This window comes from Thalassobacillus devorans (assembly GCF_900176565.1).
GTDB classification, from domain to species: domain Bacteria; phylum Bacillota; class Bacilli; order Bacillales; family Halobacillaceae; genus Thalassobacillus; species Thalassobacillus devorans_A.
This window is the reverse complement of the sequence record NZ_FXEH01000005.1, coordinates 683,633-703,059: the sequence shown is the minus strand read 5'-3', so window position 1 is coordinate 703,059 and position 19,427 is coordinate 683,633. Positions and strand designations below refer to the sequence as shown.

Sequence of the window (19,427 nt, the reverse complement as noted above, 5' to 3'; positions counted from 1 at the left end):
AGCATGGCGAAAATCACGAAAGCTTGGATGATTGGATTATTAGCGTTTATTTTGATCTTAACTGGCTGTTCGTCTGACACAGATGGTTCTGTTGAGGGCGAAACAGAAAACAACGAGGAAAATGGCGATACGGTCACATTGGAAGTGGGCAGTTGGAGAACGGAAGATACCGCTAAGTATGAGAAACTTTTTGAAGCATTCAATGAGAAGCACCCGGATATCCAACTGGAGTTCAAGCCGTCAAAGAACACAGAGTACAATACGATCTTGAACACGGCGCTGCAAAGTGGGGAAGGCCCGGATATCATGCAGCTTCGTCCGTACGCAGCAGGTGCTGAGCTTGCTGACGCAGGGTACCTGGAGCCAATCGAGGACCTTGAAGGATTGGATACGTTCCCTGATTCATCCCTGATGGCAGCACAAGGATCCGATGGCACGCAATATGGCGTTCCATTAAATATGAGTACAACACAAATGTTCTATAATAAGAAAATTTTCGATGAACTGGGATTGGAAGAACCTCAAACATATGAAGAATTCATCGAGCTTAATGAAACGTTTAAATCAGAGGGCTACACACCGCTTGCCATGGGCACAAAAGAAGGCTGGCTGATGTCCCTGATGCATGGAATTGTAGGTCCAGCGCATTATGGAGCCAATGAATTCGTGGAACAAATTGAAAACGGTGAAACGGACTTTGTCAGCGACGAGTATGTAGCATCGATCGAAGCGATGGAGCAGTTGAAAGACTACTTCCCGGATAATTCAGAAGGACTCGGTATGGAAGATATCCGTACGTTGTTCTTCACCGAGCAGGCAGCGATGTTCCCGCTTGGAAGCTGGGAAATCGAAGTATTGAAAGAAATGAACCCTGACCTTGAACTTGATTTCTTCCCGATGCCGTCTGCAGTTGGAAAAGAACCAACCATTACCACGTGGGTCGATGGTTCTTACGCCATCAACGCTAATTCGGAACATAAAGAAGAAGCGAAGAAATTCCTTGAGTGGATGACAACCGAAGAGTTCGGTCAAATGTTCACAGAAGAATTCAGTATGGTCAGTGCGGTTCCTGGCGTAGAGTCTGACAATCAATTGGTCAGTGACCTTGCCCAGGCAGCCGATGAAATTTCGACACCATACTTGATCCTGGTCCACTTTGCCAAAGGAAATCCATCCTCTAAAGCAGAACTTGAAACAGAACTGCAAGGCATGTATTTAGGAGAGCAGACACCAGAAGGCGTAGCAGAAGCCGTACAGAAAAGCGCCGAAGGCTACTACGAACCTTTTCAAAACTAATTATTCAAGGCGGTGAATACGTTGAATACTGCTGAAACCCAAGTCAAAGCTGTCAACAAGCCAGCTGCTAAAACGAAAACAAAAAGGAAATGGAAAAGATGGGCTATCCATCTTTTCCCTATTCCCGCCTTAATCATTTATGGATTATTTATCGTTTATCCCATACTTGCTGCATTTACATACAGTCTATTTGATTGGAATGGGCTCGTTAGGGGAGCGTTCGTTGGGTTAGAAAATTTTAAAGCGCTATTTTCCCTGCAGCCTTATAAAGATTTATTCTGGAATGCGTTTCAGCACAATATCCTTTATTTTGTCGTTCAGATGATTGTACAGAATGGGCTGGCATTCGTGCTTGCCTTTATCATCTATAAAAAAATCAAAGGGGCAGAGTTTTTCAAAATTGCCTTTTTCATGCCGCGGCTGTTGTCGATCATCGTTGTCGGTTTCTTATGGAAACTGATTCTGAACCCGAACTTCGGTGCGCTTAACGTCATTTTAGGCAAGTTTGGCTTGGAGAACCTGCAAAAAGCATGGCTCGGGGATCCTGATACGGCATTGATGGCTATCATTCTCGTAAACTCCTGGTTCGGCTTAGGCTTTGCGGTATTGATTTTCTTAGCAGGCATTCAGTCAATTCCACATGAATTGATAGAAGCAGCTACATTGGACGGGGCAAAAGGCTGGAAAATGATGAGCAAAATCATCATCCCACTGATGATGCCGGCCATCACGATCATTACCGTATTAACATTCATCCAGTCATTTGAAGCGTTTGAACTTGTCTATGCGATGCAAGGATCACAGGGAGAACCTTATCATTCTACCGATACACTGGCGATTTATTTCTATCGTCTCGCATTCGGTGGTACATCCGGTGGCGGTTCTTCAGCAATCGGGTTAGGTTCCGCGCTTGCAGTCGTATTGTTCCTGTTCATCTCAGTATTCACAGCAATCCTGCTTTATTTCATGCGCAAAAAAGAAGTAGAAATGTAGGAGGGGAGAAACATGAAAGAAAACATCTGGACCAGACCGTTGTATTACGTCATTGCCTTTTTAGTCGCATCTATTAGCTTATATCCGCTGTTCTTGATGATCATGTCGTCATTCAAGCCTAGCAATGAAATTTTCATGAATCCATTATCCCTTCCGAAAAGCTTCAGCCTGGAGCCATACCGCAACCTGATTGAACAGGTGCCGTTCATGACTTATTTCTATAACAGTGTCGTCGTCAGTGTGACAGCCGTCCTTCTGATCTTGATTTGCGGGTCGCTCGCGGCCTTCTATATCGCCAGGTACACATTCTGGTGGAATAACGCACTGTTTTTCTTTTTCTTAATGGGAATGATGATCCCAATCAAACTGGGCATTGTACCATTATTCATTTTGATGAAGGATCTCGGGTTAACGAACTCGTTATGGTCGTTGATCTTCATTTACACAGCTACAGGCATTCCGTTATCGATTTTGATTTTGACCGGGTTTTTCCGGACGATGCCGGTAGAGCTGGAAGAAGCGGCCCGGATTGATGGAGCTACTGACCTGCGCATCTTATGGAATGTCCTGCTGCCATTAATGCGTCCGGCACTTGGAACCGTCATGATCATCAATTTCATCCAGGCGTGGAATGATTTCTTCTTCCCGCTCATTTTCATCTCGAACGAAATGAAAAAGACGATACCCGTCGGGATGCTGTCTTTGTTCGGTGAGTACTCAGCCGATTGGGGAGCGCTGTTTGCCGGGCTGACGCTATCTTCCTTGCCGATGATGATCCTATTCTTCATCGCATCGAAACAATTCATGGAAGGACTGACGGCTGGTGCCATCAAATAAGCGGTACTTCATCGGAATCGATGGCGGCGGCACAAAAACAGAGCTGGTTTTGGGAGATGAGACCGGTAAGGTAACTTTGTCGAAAACAGGCGCGTCCACAAATTTGAAGTCGAGAAGTGAAATTAAAGTCAGGGAAACGGTGCACCAGCTGCTGCAGGATATTCCCGGTCCAATTGAGCATATTTTTGTTGCGGCAGCAGGTGGCGATCGTACGGAAGATAAGCAGCGGTGGGAACAATGGATCCGTGAAATTGTAAGAGAGGAACCTGAAGTTTCCGTCGAAAATGACGCCATTGCCGCACTGGCCGGCACTACTTTTACAAAAGAAGGATCCGTCCTGATTGCGGGCACCGGTTCGATTCTATATACCTTCCAGCCAGGGGAAAAGCCAGTCCGTACCGGAGGATGGGGCTATCTGTTTGGAGACGAAGGCAGCGGATTTGATATCGGACGTCACGGACTGCAGGCGGTCATGCAGGCTTATGATGGACGGAAGAAACAAACAAAGCTGACTGGCAGGTTCCTGGAGCGATTCGGCCTTGATGAGCCGGAACAGCTGATTACGTTCATTTATGAACACGACTATCCTAGACTTGCGATTGCTTCCTTAGCCAATGAAGTGATAAAAGCGGCTAGTGAGGGCGACCCGGTATCAGATGAAATCGTCCATAACGCTGCGACAGCATTGCTGCAATTAATCGCAGCACAAATGGAAAAGAGGGAAAAGGTATCACCGATTGTCCTGGCGGGTGGGGTTTTTCAATCCGACTATTTCACCGGACGGTTCATCGAGCGGAGCCGGGCGCGTTTTCAAAACGGCATGGAATTTTTACCGGCCGCTATGCCGCCGGCCGTTGGGGCATACGGCTGCGCGCTGCTTGATGCTGGCATATCGGTGACCGATACAACGGTACTATCCATTAAAGAATCCTACAGAAAAGTGTGAACTAAATTTAAGAAATTGGGGGCTGAATGAATGGGTGACACAAAAGAACGAACGTTGACCGAATCGAGGCACAGCAAGTCCCATCAGCTGGATGAATTATCGACGATGGAAATCATCCGCCTGATGAATGAGGAAGATCACACAGTCCCAGCTGCTATTGAAAAAAGCCTGCCGCAAATCGAAAAAGCAATCGACACGATTGTCGCTGCATTGAACAATGGCGGTCGGCTGTTATACATAGGTGCAGGAACGAGCGGTCGTCTGGGCGTTCTCGATGCCTCCGAATGCCCGCCGACGTTTGGTGTCCCGGAAACTTTAGTCCAGGGCATCATCGCGGGCGGCGACCACGCACTCCGGCATGCTATCGAAAATGCCGAAGATGATTGGGCTGAAGGCGAAAAAGCGATTAAAGAAGCCGCCAATGTGAAAGACGTCATAGTAGGTATTGCATCCAGCGGCCGGACCCCGTATGTACTAGGCGCGATCGAGGCCGCTAAAAAGCTCGGTGCGAAAACAGTCGGCCTAACATGCAACGGACAAACTCCGCTGGCAGAAGCAGCTGACTTTCCGATTGAAGTGCTGGTCGGACCGGAAGTGTTGACCGGATCAACAAGACTGAAGGCAGGATCTGCACAAAAAATGGTGTTGAACATGTTATCCACCGCTTCCATGGTAAAAACCGGGAAAGTTTATAAAAACCTGATGGTAAACGTCCAGGCGACCAATGAAAAACTGAAGCAGCGCTCGGTATCGATCATCCAGGAGCTGACCGGCGCAACCGAAGAAGAAGCACAAAAAGCAAGCATCCAGGCAGAAGGAGACGCAAGGATTGCCATCCTCATGCTCATGTTCCAAATTGATGCTCAAAAAGCAAGCCGCGTGTTAAAACAAGAAAACGAACACTTCTCCGCTGCAGTAAATCATCTGAAGAAAAATTAATACAGGAACCTACTCAAGCTTGCAGAAAACCAAATTCTGCAAGCTTTTTTATGCCCGCTTGGTAAGTGATTGGGCATAATGAACCATAAACACAAACTAAAAACCTACAATTTTTCCAAAAAATTACCGTTCGACAAAACTAGTGCACGACCATCGACAAATTTCTACACACTTTAATAACACATCTATAGTATATTCTACTTAATAAATGAGACAGATTCTTCAGAAAATGGCTACCTTATTGAAAAATAAGGGCGCAAAGTCGCAGGCCTAAGGTGTACATAGATGGCACACAAAGGAACAAAACTATGGCGGCTGGACTACCTGAAAGACTAAAAATGGAGGATCATGTGATGGCGATTACTAAACAAGTGAAAACAGGCGGGTTAGACATGGAGTGGGTAGAATTGATGAAACAGGCAAAAGAAATGGGGATGAGCAAGGAAGAGGTGAGACATTTCTTAGATGAAAGGCGGATAGGGAGAACAAATACATACGGAAACTGATTTCTTTGTGCTTATCATAGAACACTCATCTTTTGTATGGTATAATTTTTTTGTACTTTAAAAAAGTTTCCCTTTGTTGAAGGGGTAAAGTATAAGAAATACTTAGGCCTTCGCCATAAGAACTTGGTGATATGCCAGTTTTTCTAAAAAGAGGGTGAGTGGGATGATAGGCGATAGAATTAAAGAAATCCGTACACAAAGAGCATTATCGTTAACCGAGCTGGCGGAACGGGCCGGGGTGGCAAAATCATACCTCAGCTCGATTGAACGGAATCTTCAAACGAATCCATCGATTCAATTCCTGGAGAAAATCTCTTCTGAGTTGAACGTTTCTATTAATTATTTATTACATGGCGGCGAGGAAGATCCTGCTCTCGATGAAGAATGGATGAAGCTCGTCAAAGATGCACAGGAGTCAGGCGTGACGAAAGAACAGTTTAAAGAATACCTGGAATTTAATAAATGGAAATTGAAACAATAATAAAACCCTTGCACGCTCGGGCATTCCCGAAAGTGCAAGGGTATTTTTATACTTTCCTTATTTCTTCTCAGTAGCATGACCGCCAAATTCATGGCGTAAAGCAGATACGACTTTTCCGGTAAATGTATCATTTTCCTGGGATCTGTAGCGCATCATCAAGGAAAGTGCAATGACCGGCGCCGGCGTTTCGAAATCGAGTGCTGTTTCTACGGTCCATTTTCCTTCACCAGAAGAATTCATGACACCTCTGATGTCATCCAAATTGGCATCTTTACGGAAGGCATCCTGCATCAGTTCCATCAGCCACCCGCGAATGACGGAGCCATGGTTCCACACTTTTGAGACATCTTCATAGTCATAATCAAACGGGCTTTTCTCAAGCAGCTCGAACCCTTCTCCAATTGCGGCCATCATGCCATACTCAATACCGTTGTGAACCATTTTTAAGAAGTGGCCGCTGCCGCCTTTTCCAGTGTAAAGGTACCCGTCTTCAACAGCTAGGTCGCGGAATAGCGGCTCGATGGTTTCAAACGTCTCTTTGTCGCCGCCGACCATAAAGCAGGCGCCATGACGTGCTCCGGAAATCCCGCCACTGGTTCCGACATCGAAAAACTGAATACCTTTAGCGCTCAATTTCTCGTGGTTGGCGAGAGTCTTCTTGTAATTGGAATTCCCGCCATCGATCAGGATATCACCGTCATCAAGCAAAGGAGAGAGCTCTTCGATGACTTGGTCTGTAATTTCCCCGGCAGGAACCATCATCCAAATCACGCGTGGTTGCTCCAGACTATTCACCAATTCCTCATACGAGTCCGTGCCTTTTCCGCCTTCTTTTTCAAAGTCGCGGACAGCTTCCTCATTGACATCAGTTGCGACAACTTCATGATTTTTCTCCAGCATTTGAGCTCCAATATTGAAACCCATCTTTCCTAATCCAATCAAACCTACTTTCATATGATCAACCTCTTTTCTCTATTTTTTATACGAAAATACTCAACAATAATGCTACTGCGAATCCGACCAGCCCGATCAATGTTTCCATGATCGTCCATGATTGGAGCGTTTGTTTTTCTGTTAAACCGAAGTAACGGTTAACGAGCCAGAATCCAGAATCGTTCACGTGAGAAACGACGGTTGCCCCAGAGGCGATGGAGATAACCAACAACCCTAACATCGGTTCACTGACATCGAATGAATCTAGCAGTGGTGCGACAAGCCCGGCTGCCGTAATCATGGAAACAGTTGCAGAGCCCTGTGCAATCCGCACAACAGTTGCTGTAATAAAAGCAAACACGATCAATGGCATTTGAGCATTTTTCATCATATCAGCCAAGATGTCACCGATTCCTGATGTAATCAGCATTTCACCAAATACACCACCGGCTCCAGTAACAAGGATGATGATCCCCGCAGGCTCCAGCGCTTTTGTCGTGATTTTCTGGATTTCCTCTTTTTTATACCCCCGTTTGTAGCCGAAGATATAGAACGTCAACAGGGCAGCCACTGTCAGGGCCACGAAGGGATGACCGATAAATGTCAGGACGCTCTGCACTGTGCTGCCTTCAGATAATACGAGGCTTGCAGTCGTATTTAATAAAATTAATACAAGCGGCAGGGTGATGATTGCTACAACGCTTTTAAAACTGGGAAGATCTCTGTCTAACTCCGTTTCTTTCATCTGTTCCATCATATATTCCGGAACACCGACATGAATTTTCTTGGAAATATATTTACCAAAAATAGGGCCGGCAATTATCATCGCTGGAACCCCAGCCAAAATACCAAACAGAATGACCCAGCCCAGGTCCGCCCCAAGCAGGGATGCGACCGAAATTGGACCTGGCGTAGGCGGGATAAAGCTGTGCGTGACAGCAAGACCAGCTAATAAAGGAATACCAAAGTATAAGAGCGATTTTTGTGTTTTTTGTGTCAAACTGTATAAGATTGGCACCAGGATGACAAGTGCGACATCTAAGAATACCGGGATGGATACGATAAAGCCGGTGAGCCCCATGGCCCAGCTGATATTCTTTTCCCCAAACTTGTCCATTAATGTCAGGGCGAGACGCTCAGCACCACCGGAGACACGCAGCATTTCGCCAAACATTGCGCCAAGTCCGATGATGACGGCGATGAATCCGAGCGTTCCTCCCATTCCTTCTTCAATTGTCGAAATTATATCCTGTAATGGCATTCCGACAGCTAACCCGATCAGAATACTGACGACTAGTAAAGCGATGAATGCCTGCAATTTGGTACGCATTACTAAAAATAACAAAAGTAGAACACCGAGGACAGCGGTAATAATCAGTCCTGCAGTTGAAGTCATGTGAAAACTCCTTTCTAGTTAATTCTGGTTGACAATTTTTCGTCTCCGTGGCCGTGTGTACGCTGAAAATCCGATATTGCTTTGAATTCATCGCCCATCTGGCGGGCAAGCCTTAAGAAAATCGGCTTCAAATCACGATAGATTTTCAAGTTTTCATCAATTGGACAATGCTTCATTTTTGTATTGATGATTGATTTGATGCTAGTTATGTCTTCAATCATTCCAAGCGCTTTCATTGTAAGCCAGGCAGCACCGAGGCACGAACTTTGATGGCTTTCTGGAATGACAATGTCCGCTTCGAAAATATCCGCCATCATTTGCCGCCATAATTCCGACCGGGCGAAACCTCCGCCAGCACGGAACTGCTTTGGTTCCACGCCTGATTCAATCATAGCGATTACGACCGAATACATCTGGAACATGACTCCTTCGAGCACACTGCGCACCATATGGTCGCGTCCATGGTTCAAGGTCAGGCCAAAAAACATTCCTTTGGTATCGGCATCCCAGAACGGCGCACGTTCACCGGTCAAGTATGGTAAAAACAATAAACCATCTGCACCGGGACGGATTTTCTCTGCCCGACTGGTCAGCTCCTGATAGACATCTCCCTCTGTAGCTTCTTTCAAGTCAGCAAACAACTCATCCCGCGCCCAGCGGAAGGCGATGCCACCGTTATTGATCGGGCCGCCAATCACCCATTGGTCTTCCGTCAAGGCATAACAGAAGATTCTTCCTTTCGGATCGACTGTCGGTTTGTCGACCACAGTCCGGATCGCTCCACTTGTCCCAATCGAACAGGCGACAACTCCAGGATCAATAGCACCGACGCCGATATTGGCAAGAACACCATCGCTCGCACCAATCACCACCGGGGTTGAAGGGTCAAGGTGCAGTTTTTCTGCCAGGTTTTCGTCTATTCCTTCAAGGGTGTAAGTAGTCGAAACAGGGTGGGACAATTGCTGTTCGTTAATCCCTGCCAGTTTCAACGCTTCTTCATCCCAGTTCAGATTTTCTAAATGGAATAGACCGGTAGCGGAAGCGATCGAATAATCGACAACGAAACGCTGGAACCATCGAAAAAATACATACTCTTTAATGGAAACCCATTTCGCCGCCTGGTCAAAAACTTCCGGATTATATTTCCGAAACCAGAGCAGTTTCGTCAGCGGTGACATCGGGTGAATCGGAGTTCCGGTTCGTAAATAGATGTCATGCCCGCCATTCGCTTTCAGAGATTCTGCTTCCTCTGTCGCTCGCTGGTCCGCCCAAGTGATCACATTCGTGAGCGGCTGGCCATTTTCATCGAGTGCCAACAGGCTGTGCATAGCAGAACTGAAGCCGATGCCTGCAATCCTGGCGTTTTTCTCAGAGACTTGTTTAGCAACTTCTGTCAGTGTCGAATTTACTGCCTGGTAGATTTCTTCCGGGTTTTGTTCTTTTCTTGTCGGCACAGGGGAGTGGAGCGGATATTCCTGTTCCACCTCTGACCAAATGGTTCCTTTGGTATCATAGGCTAATGTCTTTGTGCTCGTAGTACCGATATCTATGGCGATGACAACAGATTGCTGCATCTCTATCCCTCCCATCATTGAAGCGTTTTCAATTTTAATAAAAAAATAATGCATGTAGTGAAAATTATTTTCTTCAAAACCGATTATACAATAAATATTTTTCGAATCAACCCTTACAGATGAAAAATATTTTCACCTATTACTTTTAATAGGAAATTAAATCGTTTAAACTGATTACATGTCTGAAAAAGGGGGACGGAGCATGGCTGAAGCACCATCACACGTATTAAAAAGAATTCGTTCATCATATCAGCAGTTCAGTGAAAAAGAAAAGCAGATTGCGGATTATATCATCTCCAATCCTGAGAAAATCGTTCATTCTTCCATTAATCAAGTGGCAGACGATTTGAAAGTGGCCGATGCAACCGTGTTCCGTTTTTGCAAGCGGCTTGGATTCAAAGGCTATCAGGCTTTGAAAATTGCGCTCGCTTCTGAGCTGGTAAGCCCAATCAAAGATATTCATGAGGAGATCATTGAAGATGACACCGAAATGGATATTATGAAAAAAGTTTTCCAGGCAAACATCAATGCCATCGAATATACACGAGAAATCCAAAATGAAAATAATTTTACAAAGGTGCTCGATATCATACTCAATGCAAAACAGATCCACTTTTATGGCAATGGGGGCTCCGGGGTAGCGGCTCAGGACGGCCAGCATAAGTTCATGCGAAGCGGACTGCCGAGCCACGCCTATACAGATACGCATTTGCAGCTGATGGCAGCGTCCCAGCTGACGAGTGAAGATGCAGCGCTGTTCATTTCCCATACCGGAACGAACAAGGACTTGCTGGAAGTCGTTGATGTCGCCAAACAGAATGGGGTCCCGACAATAGGTATCACCAACTATGCCAAATCTCCATTCAGTAAGGCGGTGGACGTCTGTCTGTATACCGTTTCACCGGAAACTGGCTATCGCTCCGAAGCGCTGGCATCGAGGCTTGCTGAACTTTCGATTATAGATGCACTCTATGTTAATTACAGTGTGAAAAAGAAAGAGCAATCCCAGAAGGCGATGGCGAAAATGCGAAAAGCGATTTCGCGGAAGAGATTATAAGGTTGAGCAGGAGCGAATTAAAATAGCGCAAACAGGGGAATCAAGTGAGATAGCACAACTGTAAAGCGCGAACAGTATAGAGAAAGGAAAATAACTATGGCAGCAGCACACATATATCTAACAAATAATCTAGAGGAGCTGACAGCACAATGACAGTATTTCTCTCCGTTGTCCTGCCGGTCCTGCTCATATTCGGGGCGGGGTACATCATCCAGCTGGTGGCGCACCTCGACATCAAGTCGCTCGCTACCATTACGTTATACATCATGCTGCCGAACCTCGTATTCAATACGTTTTATGAAGCGGAGCTCGATAAAGAATATGTCGTCATGCTGATTTTTGCAGCATTGCTATTGATTGCGATCCTTTTAATTAATAAAATTGTCGCTAAATTAAGAAACTATGATCAGGCGATGGAGAGCGGCATGATTCTATCAACTGCCTTCATGAACTCAGGGAATTACGGGACGCCGATCATCCTTTTTGCTTTCGGGAAGGAAGCATTCACCTATGCCGTTTCGTTTATGGTGCTGCAGGCGATCATCATGAACTTTTTCGGTGTGTATTATGCAGCAAGGGGAAGTGCGGGAATTAAGCTTGCCTTCCAATCCGTGCTGAAAATGCCGCCGACCTACGCGGTCATCATTGCCTTAGTGATGAACCTGGGGTCGATTCCTGTACCGGATAGCCTGTTATCTGCTATCACGCTGGTGGGGGATGCGACGATTCCTACAATGATGATTACGCTCGGAATGCAGCTCGCTGAAATTACCGTAAAAAATATGAACTGGGTCAAAATCAGCTATGGTGCGACGGTTCGTCTGCTGGCATCCCCGTTGATCGCCTATATGTTGACATTAGTACTGCCGATGGATCCATTGATGGCAAAAGTGATGATTGTAGCTGCCGCCTGCCCATCAGCAGCTACGACTACAATGTATGCCCTCCAGTTCGATGCCAAACCGGAATTAGTATCAAGTATTACGTTAGTCACCACATTGCTAAGCATTATCACCCTTCCAATACTTCTAATCTTACTAGGCGCTTAAACAACTTCACCCCGGAGCCCTCCAAATTTTGGAGCGATCCGGGGTGTTTTATAGTAATTTCCGTTAAAAATTGTGTAATAATTTGTAAAATCATGTGCTATAATAGTGTGATATGATAGACCCAGAATGATAGTTTATGAGACGGAAGAGGAGCTAAACCAGTCTCTGCAAAACGGTTCAAATATATCAGTTATTTCCATAAACTTCAAAAAAACGGTACTTGTTCATTGGACCAATTATCCTTGAGGAATTAAAGCTGTCCCAAGAATTAACTGTCAATTAAATCTGCGAAACTTACACCATGACCTTCTCATAACCCTTATACCACCATACACATACTCCCAAAAACAAATAACATGCTGATCGTTTGATGATTAGTACAGCATGAATCTCACTCAGAGGATGGAACTAACGATGAATATCGCCGATCGATTGAATTACTTGCTGGAATCAGAGAACTTCATACACCCGGACTTTCATCATTGTCCATTTCTCCAGCAAGAATGGGAGGCCATTCTTGCTGGCTTACTTCCACTGCGCACAGACCAGGCCATTTATTTGGCTGAACGGTGGGAGATCCCATATGCTTATCTGACGGATTATGATAAAACTGACATAGATATACACCGCAAGCTCCAAATCCTGCAGCATGATATGCTGACAAATAATAAGCAGGCAGAGGTTACACTAAGTGAACTTTCTGCTCCTTACAGTATTCCCTCCTTAATGCAGGAAGTGATTTTCAAGCTATTACAGGCGGTCCAATTTTATAAGAAAAATAAGCTGGATAATGCAGCTGTTTTGGAGTCAGAATATTTCAGCTATATGCTGCCGAACAATCAGATCATGAAAGAAAGCGGTGTCTTTCAAAAAGCACTGTTTTATTATTATGGCTTTAAATATTATTATGAGGGTAAAAGAGAGGAGTCGTTCGCTTACTTTGAACGGCTGCTGGAGATGACGAGTGATAAGGAAGAAGTCATTTCACTGATTCAGAACCTCACATTGATCGCTAATGAAAATAAGGAATACGACCGTGCGATTGATTTTGCGAAACGGATGGAAGAGTTCAGCTTAACAAATAAAGTGAATAGAGGGCTTGCCATTGCACGAAATTACCTTGGGGTTCTTTATTTATTAAAAGAGAATTATCCGACAGCTATCTATTATTTTGAAAAAATGGAACATCTGGATCTGACACCGCTCATGCGTTCACGGATGTACCATAACCTTGGTATCCTTTACAGCAAGCAAGAGCGTCGCCAGGAAGCGATTGAAATGTTTCTTGAATCGAAGGACATCAAAGAGTCCAATCAACTGACGGAAGACCTTTTCTTAGCCTATCACGCATTAGCCAGAAACTATTTCTTAGCCAAACAGCAGGATGATGCTAACCACTATCTCAAGCTGGCTTATCAAACAGCAGGGAATGAAGATGAAACATCACTTGCTAAAAAGGTAGAAGCGGAGATGAAAAAAGAAAGCGATCCGAAAACGGCGATTGACTTGTATGAACAGGCATTAAAATATTACGAAAAAGTCCAGTTCATTAGTGAGTTGGATGAGCTATACCCAGCGCTTGCGGAGCTGTATAAAATGATAGGAAATAGTGATATGGAAAGTTTGTATAAAAAACGCCATGAGGCTTTGCATAAAAAGCAAAAAGAGACAAAACACGCTTAGAGGATGGTTCAATGAAAATTGCAAAACGGTTAAAACGTTTAATAGAAATAGATCGCCTTCCACCCCCATATTTAAATAAAAGTATTATAACAGAAGAGGAGTGGGAACAGATACTTTCCGGACAACTCCCACTGACTGCACACCAGGCTGTGCATCTGGCTGAATGGTGGGGTGTGCCTGTATCCTACTTTAACGATTACGATAAAAACGATCTGGTTACATTCCGCCAACTTCAATTATTACAGCATGCCCTGCTTACCAATAGCAGTGAAGCGGCTGACATAGTGGAACAGCTGGATCAACCATGGAGGCTTTCGGATGTGACCCAGGAGGTCATTTTTCACTTACTCAAATCTATACACCTTTACAAAAGAAACCAGCAACAGGAAGCGGAACGTATCGAAAAGGAATATTTGTTATTTATGCTTCCGGCATATAATGTGCTCAAGGAATCGAGCGTATTTCAAAAAGCCCTCTTTTATTATTACGGTGTCAAATATTATTCCGAAGGCAACCGGGAAGAATCGTTCGCTTATTTCGAACGGCTCTTAGAAAAAACAAAAAATCCGGATGAAGTCATCTCTATCATGCAAAATCTCGCATTAATATTAAGAGACAGTAAGGATTATGATCTGGCTATAGACTATATGAAGCGGCTCAGCGAGTATAGTAAAGCTCACAAGCGAACGCGTGGCTTATCGATCGCATGGAATTACCTGGGTGTTTTTTATATGTGGAAAGAAATCTATCCAAAGGCGCTTCAGTATTTTGAACAAATGGGGACCCTTGACTTGGATCCATTGACAGAGTCGCGCAGACAAAATAATTTAGCGATCATTTATAAGAAAACGGGAAAATACACTGACGCCCTGAAGGGATATCGCCAGGCGATACGCCTGCAACAGGAATATAATCTGAAGGAAGGGTTATTTCATGGCTACATTAATATAACCAATATGTATCTTGCTTTAGATGACATATCGGCCGCCGATATGTATCGGAAAAAAGCGATACAAGAAGCTGCCGACGAATGGGAAGAATCCTTAGCGAAACAAATGCAGGCGAAAATATTAGAAAGAACGGATATCAACCGGGCGATAACTGTTTACGAAGAACTGATTGCTTACTACGAAAATCACCAAATCAAGAGAAAATTGGATGAAATATATCCAGTCCTTGCGATGTTATATGAAAAGAAAGCGAAACAGCTCCAGGAGAAATATGAACGGCTTCATAAGGCGGAATCTGATATCACTTCGAAAAATGCCTGATCCTGCAAGCATTAGCTTGCAGGTTTTCCTATGCAGATAAGTACGTTAAACTTTCATCGAATTAAGTCATTAGGAAAAGGAGGAGCCAGACATGAAATATTGGATAGGACCGGTCTTATGGATGGCGGGCATTTTTTATTCTTCCTCCCAGCCATATCAAGAGCAGGATATTAAACCGATGTTATCGGAATATATAGACTTATCCTTTCTAAATCCTGTTCTTGATCCGGTCCATTTTACTTATCACCATTCTGAAGTAAGTCTTGAAGCGTTAGGGACGGCGGGTTTAGTAGAATTTTTTATCCGAAAAAGTGCTCATATAACAGTGTTTCTTGTTCTGACGCTGTTATTCTATTATGCTTTGAAAAAATCTACTCGTCTGGCCACTAGCGGATTAATGCTCATAGCGTGGATTTTGACTGTTTTGTACGCTGCCTTTGATGAATGGCATCAAGGGCAGACGCCCAACCGCACGCCATATTTCGGTGATGTATTATTAGATACGACAGGTGCGACAATTGCTGTGGGAATCCTGTTTATTGTGTCATCCTTTCGAAAATCAGAAAAATAATTTTGTCTGAAATCAACTATTTCCCGGGAAATCTCCCGTATTTGTCGAAAACTTTTCACAATAAACAGAATATCCTTACAAGAAATGACAAACTTCTTAAATGCCTTGTGATACATTGGGTTTAATCATTAACAGACATCCAGTGCGGGAGGCGTTATGATGAATTTGAAGTCGAGGATCGATTATTTATGTCATATCAACGGGGTTACAATAGACGAGCTTGATATCCCAAGTGAGGAAATAAAGATGCTCGAAAAGGGATTGATTCAACTGCCACCTTCAAGCATCCAGTACCTCAGCGAATACTTCGACAGGCCTGTATCCTATTTTGCAGACCATAAGATGACCGATCAGTATCTCCATAATTTGTTGCAAAAGCTGCAAAATGCTTTATTTGCAGGAGTGAAAAGGGATATTGATACCGTCGTTACTGAGATAGAGTTTTATCAGCCGATTCCATCCCTTCATCAGGAAATGATCTATCATCTGCTGCTGACGGTCTACCATTATCAAAAGCAGATGTTCGAGCATGCAGCATGGATTGAAGATAATTATTTAAGCTATTTTTTGGATAAGTCAAATGATTTTATCAAGCATAATAAAATGTTCGACAAAGCTTTATTTCATTATTTAGCAATGAAATACCATTGTCACGGAAACTTAGAAGAGAGTGACAGGTATGTTGAAGAATTATTCGAACTTGCACAAGGAGTCGAAATTGTCCGTTTGAATACTTCTGAATGTGTAGTGAATATTAAAAGTAGACGTCAAAGGGCAAGGACGACTTGCTGATAAAAATCAAAAGGAAGGTTTGCCTGGTAAAGGCAAACCTTTTTTATACTTTCGGAAATTTATTTTTGTTAATAGGTTAAAGTATAAGAAAATACAATGGCTTTTGCCATAAGGGCTAGGCAATAAGCCAAGTTTTTTTAATGGAGAAATATACCCTATCTTAACTGATACAGTCGTAAATCGAAGTTTACTGTCGTATCGATATGTAAATATATGTAGTATAAACCAAGCAACCGAAAGATGCATATGTATAAATAAAAGGGAAGAGGAGCTAATTACAATGAAGGAAGATATAAATTTGAGTGAAGTGTTACAAAATATAATCAGGCAAAGTGAAATGGAAGAAATCGAAACGACAGAGGAAGCGATTGAGCAATTGATTCAACAATTAGGTTGAATCGTTTCAAATCGATTGTGAGGGGACTCAAATTTCATATGCCCGCTTTATGATTATAAGATAATCATGTAGAATGAAAGAGGTCTGACTTAGATAATCAAACATTAACGATAAAGTGGGGTCCCCCTATGCTTGCTATAAATAATTTGCTTATTGGACTGGTAATCTCTTTTGGAACAAGCTTCTTACTGACCTTTCCAGTGCGTAAGCTGGCTCAGAAGCTGAAAGTCATGGATTATCCGGAGCTTAGAAAGATACATACAACGGTAACACCTCGGATGGGAGGCCTGGCAATCTTTGCCGGTGCTGTGGCTGGTCTCGTATATTTCCAGCCTACCAACGATTTTTTTTGGCCGATATCTATCGGAGCTGCCATTGTGACACTTACCGGATTACTGGATGATCGTTATCAATTGCGTCCACTCGTAAAGCTTACTGGTCAAATCATTGCAGCTGTCATTTTGATTTCTTCAGGATTGGTTATGGAAAACCTGACGATTCCATTGATTGGTCAGATTCCATTGAATCATTTTGTTGGTGTCATCCTGACGTTTTTCTGGATTATCGGGGTCACAAATGCGATCAATCTAATCGATGGGCTGGACGGGCTCGCTACAGGAGTTACAACCATCGCATTGACAAGTATTACGGTGATGGCGTTTATTGACAATCATGCTGCAGCCGTCATGTTCTGTGTGGTATTGATTGGCAGTAATCTTGGTTTCCTGCCGCATAATTTTTATCCGGCGAAGATTTACATGGGAGATACAGGATCCTTATTTCTTGGCTATTCTGTTGCAGTCATTTCTGTTGTCGGTTTAATGAAGAGTATCACTTTCTTCAGTTTCATCATTCCGATTCTTGTATTGGCAATCCCGATCTTCGATACCATGTTCTCTATTTTAAGGAGGCTTCGGAATAAACAGAATATCATGTCTCCAGACAGCCAGCATATCCACTATCAGTTAATTGCAGCCGGCTTGAGTCATCGGACGACAGTTCTGATTTTATATGGCTTCAGTGCATTTTTTGGATTCCTTGGAGTAATTTTTTCCTATGCATCCTTTGCGCTGGCGTTAGGACTCACGTTCTTAATATTAGTCCTTCTGCACTTATTTGCTGAAATGACCGGAGTTCTGAGGGGAGGAAAGAAACCCGTCATTGATACGGTCAAAAAAACAGCATCAAAGTCATCTAAAAAAGAAAAGGATTCCTCATGAAAAACGCCCTGCTGGTTAGGCAGGGCGTTTCGTTTAGAGGCTCCAATAATGGTAGCCTTTATCTTCACATTCTTTACGCTCCAGGGAGCTTTTGACATCGATCAGTACTTTTCGGTCATCTTTATACATGCTGTCAAGCTGTTCTAAAGGATATGCTTCTTTGAATACTCGGTGAGGAACAGCATAGACGATCGCATCCAAATCGGTCAGTTCTTCTTTATCAACCAAGGTGATGCCGAATTCTCTTTGTGCCTCTTCTGCATCCGCCACCGGGTCATGGACAAGCAGCTCGACACCATATTCTTTCAATTCCTCAATGATGTCAATTACTTTCGTGTTCCGAACATCGCCGACATTTTCTTTAAATGTAAGACCGAGCACGGCTACTTTCGCTCCATCCACTTCCTGTTTTGCCTTGATCATTTTCTTAATGACGTTACTTGCAATATATTTGCCCATGTCGTCATTGATTTTACGACCAGACAGGATGATTTGCGAATGATAGCCAAGCTGCTCTGCTTTATAAGTGAAATAATAAGGGTCAACACCGATGCAGTGACCGCCAACAAGACCAGGTGTAAACTTCAGGAAGTTCCATTTGGTTCCTGCAGCTTCCAGTACGGCTTTTGTGCTGATGCCCATTTTGTTGAAAACCATCGATAATTCATTCATAAATGCGATATTGATATCACGTTGGGAGTTTTCGATGACTTTAGCGGCTTCAGCAACCTTAATTGATTCTGCCTCAAAAACTCCAGCCTCAATGATAGAACCATATAGAGCAGAGATTTCCTGTAGTGCTTCATCATCGGATCCAGAAACGATTTTGGTGATTTTGGTTAGGGTATTCACTTTATCACCAGGGTTGATTCGCTCTGGAGAATAGCCCACCTTGAAGTCTTTGCCGAAAGACAAGCCGGACTCCTCTTCCAAAATAGGAATGCAGATTTCTTCCGTAGTCCCCGGGTACACGGTTGATTCATAGACCACGATCGAACCTTCTGTCAGGTTGCGGCCAACTGTTCTGCTCGCACCAATTACAGGGTTCAGGTTAGGTGTCTTATCGACATTGATTGGTGTAGGAACAGCTACGACATGGAACTTACAACTTTTTAATTCATCTTCATCATTTGTGAAGGTCATGGAAGTTTGGGATAAAGCTTCATTACCGACTTCATCTGTTACATCGATACCAGACTTATATTTGTCCAGCTTCGCTTCGTTGACATCGAAGCCGACAACATCATATTCTTTCGCCAGTTCCACGGCTAGTGGAAGTCCGACGTAACCTAAGCCAATTACCGCAATTCTTTCTTCTTTTGCCTGTAACTTTGAATATAGACTCATAATTTTAAATTCCTGCCTTTATATGGGAAGTTTTATCGTATATAGTACAACAATAATATCATACATGCATCTATAACATTTGTGTAGCGGTTAATATTATACGTATATAACAATTTAATGACAGTTGATGTTTTATTCA

Annotated in this window: 18 protein-coding genes and 1 riboswitch; of the genes, 14 read left to right on the top strand and 4 right to left on the bottom strand. The window is 43.6% G+C overall.

Annotation, left to right across the window (positions count from 1 at the left end; translation table 11 throughout):
• The first annotated feature begins 3 nt into the window (after positions 1 to 3).
• From B9Y67_RS08080 to B9Y67_RS08050, 7 genes are all read left to right on the top strand, one after another.
• Positions 4 to 1,296, top strand: coding sequence for an ABC transporter substrate-binding protein (locus tag B9Y67_RS08080; RefSeq protein WP_085506224.1), 1,293 nt, complete (start codon positions 4 to 6; stop codon positions 1,294 to 1,296).
• 105 nt (positions 1,297 to 1,401) lie between these two features.
• Complete coding sequence (locus B9Y67_RS08075) at positions 1,402 to 2,289, top strand: carbohydrate ABC transporter permease (protein ID WP_441007557.1); 888 nt, start codon at positions 1,402 to 1,404, stop codon at positions 2,287 to 2,289.
• Between the two features lie 12 nt (positions 2,290 to 2,301).
• Positions 2,302 to 3,126, top strand: coding sequence for a carbohydrate ABC transporter permease (locus tag B9Y67_RS08070; RefSeq protein WP_085506222.1), 825 nt, complete (start codon positions 2,302 to 2,304; stop codon positions 3,124 to 3,126).
• Complete coding sequence (locus B9Y67_RS08065) at positions 3,113 to 4,072, top strand: N-acetylglucosamine kinase (protein WP_176223938.1); 960 nt, start codon at positions 3,113 to 3,115, stop codon at positions 4,070 to 4,072. The genes B9Y67_RS08070 and B9Y67_RS08065 overlap by 14 nt, the downstream gene beginning before the upstream one ends.
• A gap of 30 nt (positions 4,073 to 4,102) precedes the next feature.
• Complete coding sequence (gene murQ / locus B9Y67_RS08060; protein WP_085506220.1) at positions 4,103 to 5,011, top strand: N-acetylmuramic acid 6-phosphate etherase; 909 nt, start codon at positions 4,103 to 4,105, stop codon at positions 5,009 to 5,011.
• 221 nt (positions 5,012 to 5,232) lie between these two features.
• Positions 5,233 to 5,339, top strand: a riboswitch (cyclic di-GMP riboswitch).
• A 25-nt stretch (positions 5,340 to 5,364) separates the two neighbouring features.
• Entirely contained in the window at positions 5,365 to 5,517 is a 153-nt protein-coding gene (locus B9Y67_RS08055) for an anti-repressor SinI family protein (protein ID WP_139823756.1), read from the top strand.
• Between the two features lie 163 nt (positions 5,518 to 5,680).
• Positions 5,681 to 5,998, top strand: a complete 318-nt coding sequence (locus B9Y67_RS08050; RefSeq protein WP_085506219.1) for a helix-turn-helix domain-containing protein — start codon at positions 5,681 to 5,683, stop codon at positions 5,996 to 5,998.
• Positions 5,999 to 6,055: 57 nt separating this feature from the next.
• On the opposite strand, the gene gnd is transcribed toward B9Y67_RS08050, so the two are convergent.
• From gnd to gntK, 3 genes are read right to left on the bottom strand one after another with little or no spacing between them, the layout of a single operon-like run.
• Positions 6,056 to 6,952, bottom strand: a complete 897-nt coding sequence (gene gnd, locus B9Y67_RS08045; protein ID WP_085506218.1) for a phosphogluconate dehydrogenase (NAD(+)-dependent, decarboxylating) — start codon at positions 6,950 to 6,952, stop codon at positions 6,056 to 6,058.
• A 25-nt stretch (positions 6,953 to 6,977) separates the two neighbouring features.
• Positions 6,978 to 8,327: a GntP family permease gene (locus B9Y67_RS08040; RefSeq protein WP_085506217.1), complete on the bottom strand. Its 1,350-nt coding sequence runs from the start codon at positions 8,325 to 8,327 to the stop codon at positions 6,978 to 6,980.
• 14 nt (positions 8,328 to 8,341) lie between these two features.
• Positions 8,342 to 9,901 carry a gluconokinase gene (gene gntK / locus B9Y67_RS08035; RefSeq protein ID WP_085506216.1) on the bottom strand — a complete coding sequence of 520 codons (1,560 nt, stop codon included), beginning with the start codon at positions 9,899 to 9,901 and terminating at the stop codon, positions 8,342 to 8,344.
• A gap of 202 nt (positions 9,902 to 10,103) precedes the next feature.
• On the opposite strand from gntK, the gene B9Y67_RS08030 reads away from it, so the two are divergent.
• The 7 genes from B9Y67_RS08030 (at position 10,104) to B9Y67_RS08000 (ending at position 17,941) form a co-directional block, all read left to right on the top strand.
• The gene (locus tag B9Y67_RS08030; RefSeq protein WP_085506215.1) at positions 10,104 to 10,958 is read left to right on the top strand and encodes a MurR/RpiR family transcriptional regulator; all 855 of its coding nucleotides are present in this window, start codon (positions 10,104 to 10,106) and stop codon (positions 10,956 to 10,958) included.
• 149 nt (positions 10,959 to 11,107) lie between these two features.
• Positions 11,108 to 12,007, top strand: coding sequence for an AEC family transporter (locus B9Y67_RS08025; RefSeq protein WP_085506214.1), 900 nt, complete (start codon positions 11,108 to 11,110; stop codon positions 12,005 to 12,007).
• 414 nt (positions 12,008 to 12,421) lie between these two features.
• Complete coding sequence (locus B9Y67_RS08020) at positions 12,422 to 13,690, top strand: tetratricopeptide repeat protein (RefSeq protein ID WP_085506213.1); 1,269 nt, start codon at positions 12,422 to 12,424, stop codon at positions 13,688 to 13,690.
• A gap of 11 nt (positions 13,691 to 13,701) precedes the next feature.
• Positions 13,702 to 14,961: a tetratricopeptide repeat protein gene (locus B9Y67_RS08015; RefSeq protein ID WP_085506212.1), complete on the top strand. Its 1,260-nt coding sequence runs from the start codon at positions 13,702 to 13,704 to the stop codon at positions 14,959 to 14,961.
• A gap of 91 nt (positions 14,962 to 15,052) precedes the next feature.
• Positions 15,053 to 15,532, top strand: a complete 480-nt coding sequence (locus B9Y67_RS08010) for a VanZ family protein (RefSeq protein WP_085506211.1) — start codon at positions 15,053 to 15,055, stop codon at positions 15,530 to 15,532.
• A 159-nt stretch (positions 15,533 to 15,691) separates the two neighbouring features.
• Positions 15,692 to 16,324, top strand: a complete 633-nt coding sequence (locus tag B9Y67_RS08005; protein ID WP_085506210.1) for a hypothetical protein — start codon at positions 15,692 to 15,694, stop codon at positions 16,322 to 16,324.
• Positions 16,325 to 16,849: 525 nt separating this feature from the next.
• Entirely contained in the window at positions 16,850 to 17,941 is a 1,092-nt protein-coding gene (locus B9Y67_RS08000) for a glycosyltransferase family 4 protein (RefSeq protein WP_085506209.1), read from the top strand.
• Between the two features lie 33 nt (positions 17,942 to 17,974).
• On the opposite strand, the gene B9Y67_RS07995 is transcribed toward B9Y67_RS08000, so the two are convergent.
• Positions 17,975 to 19,288: a nucleotide sugar dehydrogenase gene (locus tag B9Y67_RS07995; protein ID WP_085506208.1), complete on the bottom strand. Its 1,314-nt coding sequence runs from the start codon at positions 19,286 to 19,288 to the stop codon at positions 17,975 to 17,977.
• Between the last annotated feature and the right edge of the window lie 139 nt (positions 19,289 to 19,427).

What these genes read in the sequence shown, in the direction of transcription:
- B9Y67_RS08080 (WP_085506224.1), top strand. Translation starts at nt 4, where the DNA reads ATGGCGAAAATCACGAAAGCTTGGATGATTGGATTATTAGCGTTTATT.
- B9Y67_RS08070 (WP_085506222.1), top strand. Translation starts at nt 2,302, where the DNA reads ATGAAAGAAAACATCTGGACCAGACCGTTGTATTACGTCATTGCCTTT.
- murQ (WP_085506220.1), top strand. Translation starts at nt 4,103, where the DNA reads ATGGGTGACACAAAAGAACGAACGTTGACCGAATCGAGGCACAGCAAG.
- B9Y67_RS08055 (WP_139823756.1), top strand. Translation starts at nt 5,365, where the DNA reads ATGGCGATTACTAAACAAGTGAAAACAGGCGGGTTAGACATGGAGTGG.
- B9Y67_RS08050 (WP_085506219.1), top strand. Translation starts at nt 5,681, where the DNA reads ATGATAGGCGATAGAATTAAAGAAATCCGTACACAAAGAGCATTATCG.
- gnd (WP_085506218.1), bottom strand. Translation starts at nt 6,952, where the DNA reads ATGAAAGTAGGTTTGATTGGATTAGGAAAGATGGGTTTCAATATTGGA.
- B9Y67_RS08040 (WP_085506217.1), bottom strand. Translation starts at nt 8,327, where the DNA reads ATGACTTCAACTGCAGGACTGATTATTACCGCTGTCCTCGGTGTTCTA.
- gntK (WP_085506216.1), bottom strand. Translation starts at nt 9,901, where the DNA reads ATGCAGCAATCTGTTGTCATCGCCATAGATATCGGTACTACGAGCACA.
- B9Y67_RS08030 (WP_085506215.1), top strand. Translation starts at nt 10,104, where the DNA reads ATGGCTGAAGCACCATCACACGTATTAAAAAGAATTCGTTCATCATAT.
- B9Y67_RS08025 (WP_085506214.1), top strand. Translation starts at nt 11,108, where the DNA reads ATGACAGTATTTCTCTCCGTTGTCCTGCCGGTCCTGCTCATATTCGGG.
- B9Y67_RS08020 (WP_085506213.1), top strand. Translation starts at nt 12,422, where the DNA reads ATGAATATCGCCGATCGATTGAATTACTTGCTGGAATCAGAGAACTTC.
- B9Y67_RS08015 (WP_085506212.1), top strand. Translation starts at nt 13,702, where the DNA reads ATGAAAATTGCAAAACGGTTAAAACGTTTAATAGAAATAGATCGCCTT.
- B9Y67_RS08010 (WP_085506211.1), top strand. Translation starts at nt 15,053, where the DNA reads ATGAAATATTGGATAGGACCGGTCTTATGGATGGCGGGCATTTTTTAT.
- B9Y67_RS08005 (WP_085506210.1), top strand. Translation starts at nt 15,692, where the DNA reads ATGAATTTGAAGTCGAGGATCGATTATTTATGTCATATCAACGGGGTT.
- B9Y67_RS08000 (WP_085506209.1), top strand. Translation starts at nt 16,850, where the DNA reads ATGCTTGCTATAAATAATTTGCTTATTGGACTGGTAATCTCTTTTGGA.
- B9Y67_RS07995 (WP_085506208.1), bottom strand. Translation starts at nt 19,288, where the DNA reads ATGAGTCTATATTCAAAGTTACAGGCAAAAGAAGAAAGAATTGCGGTA.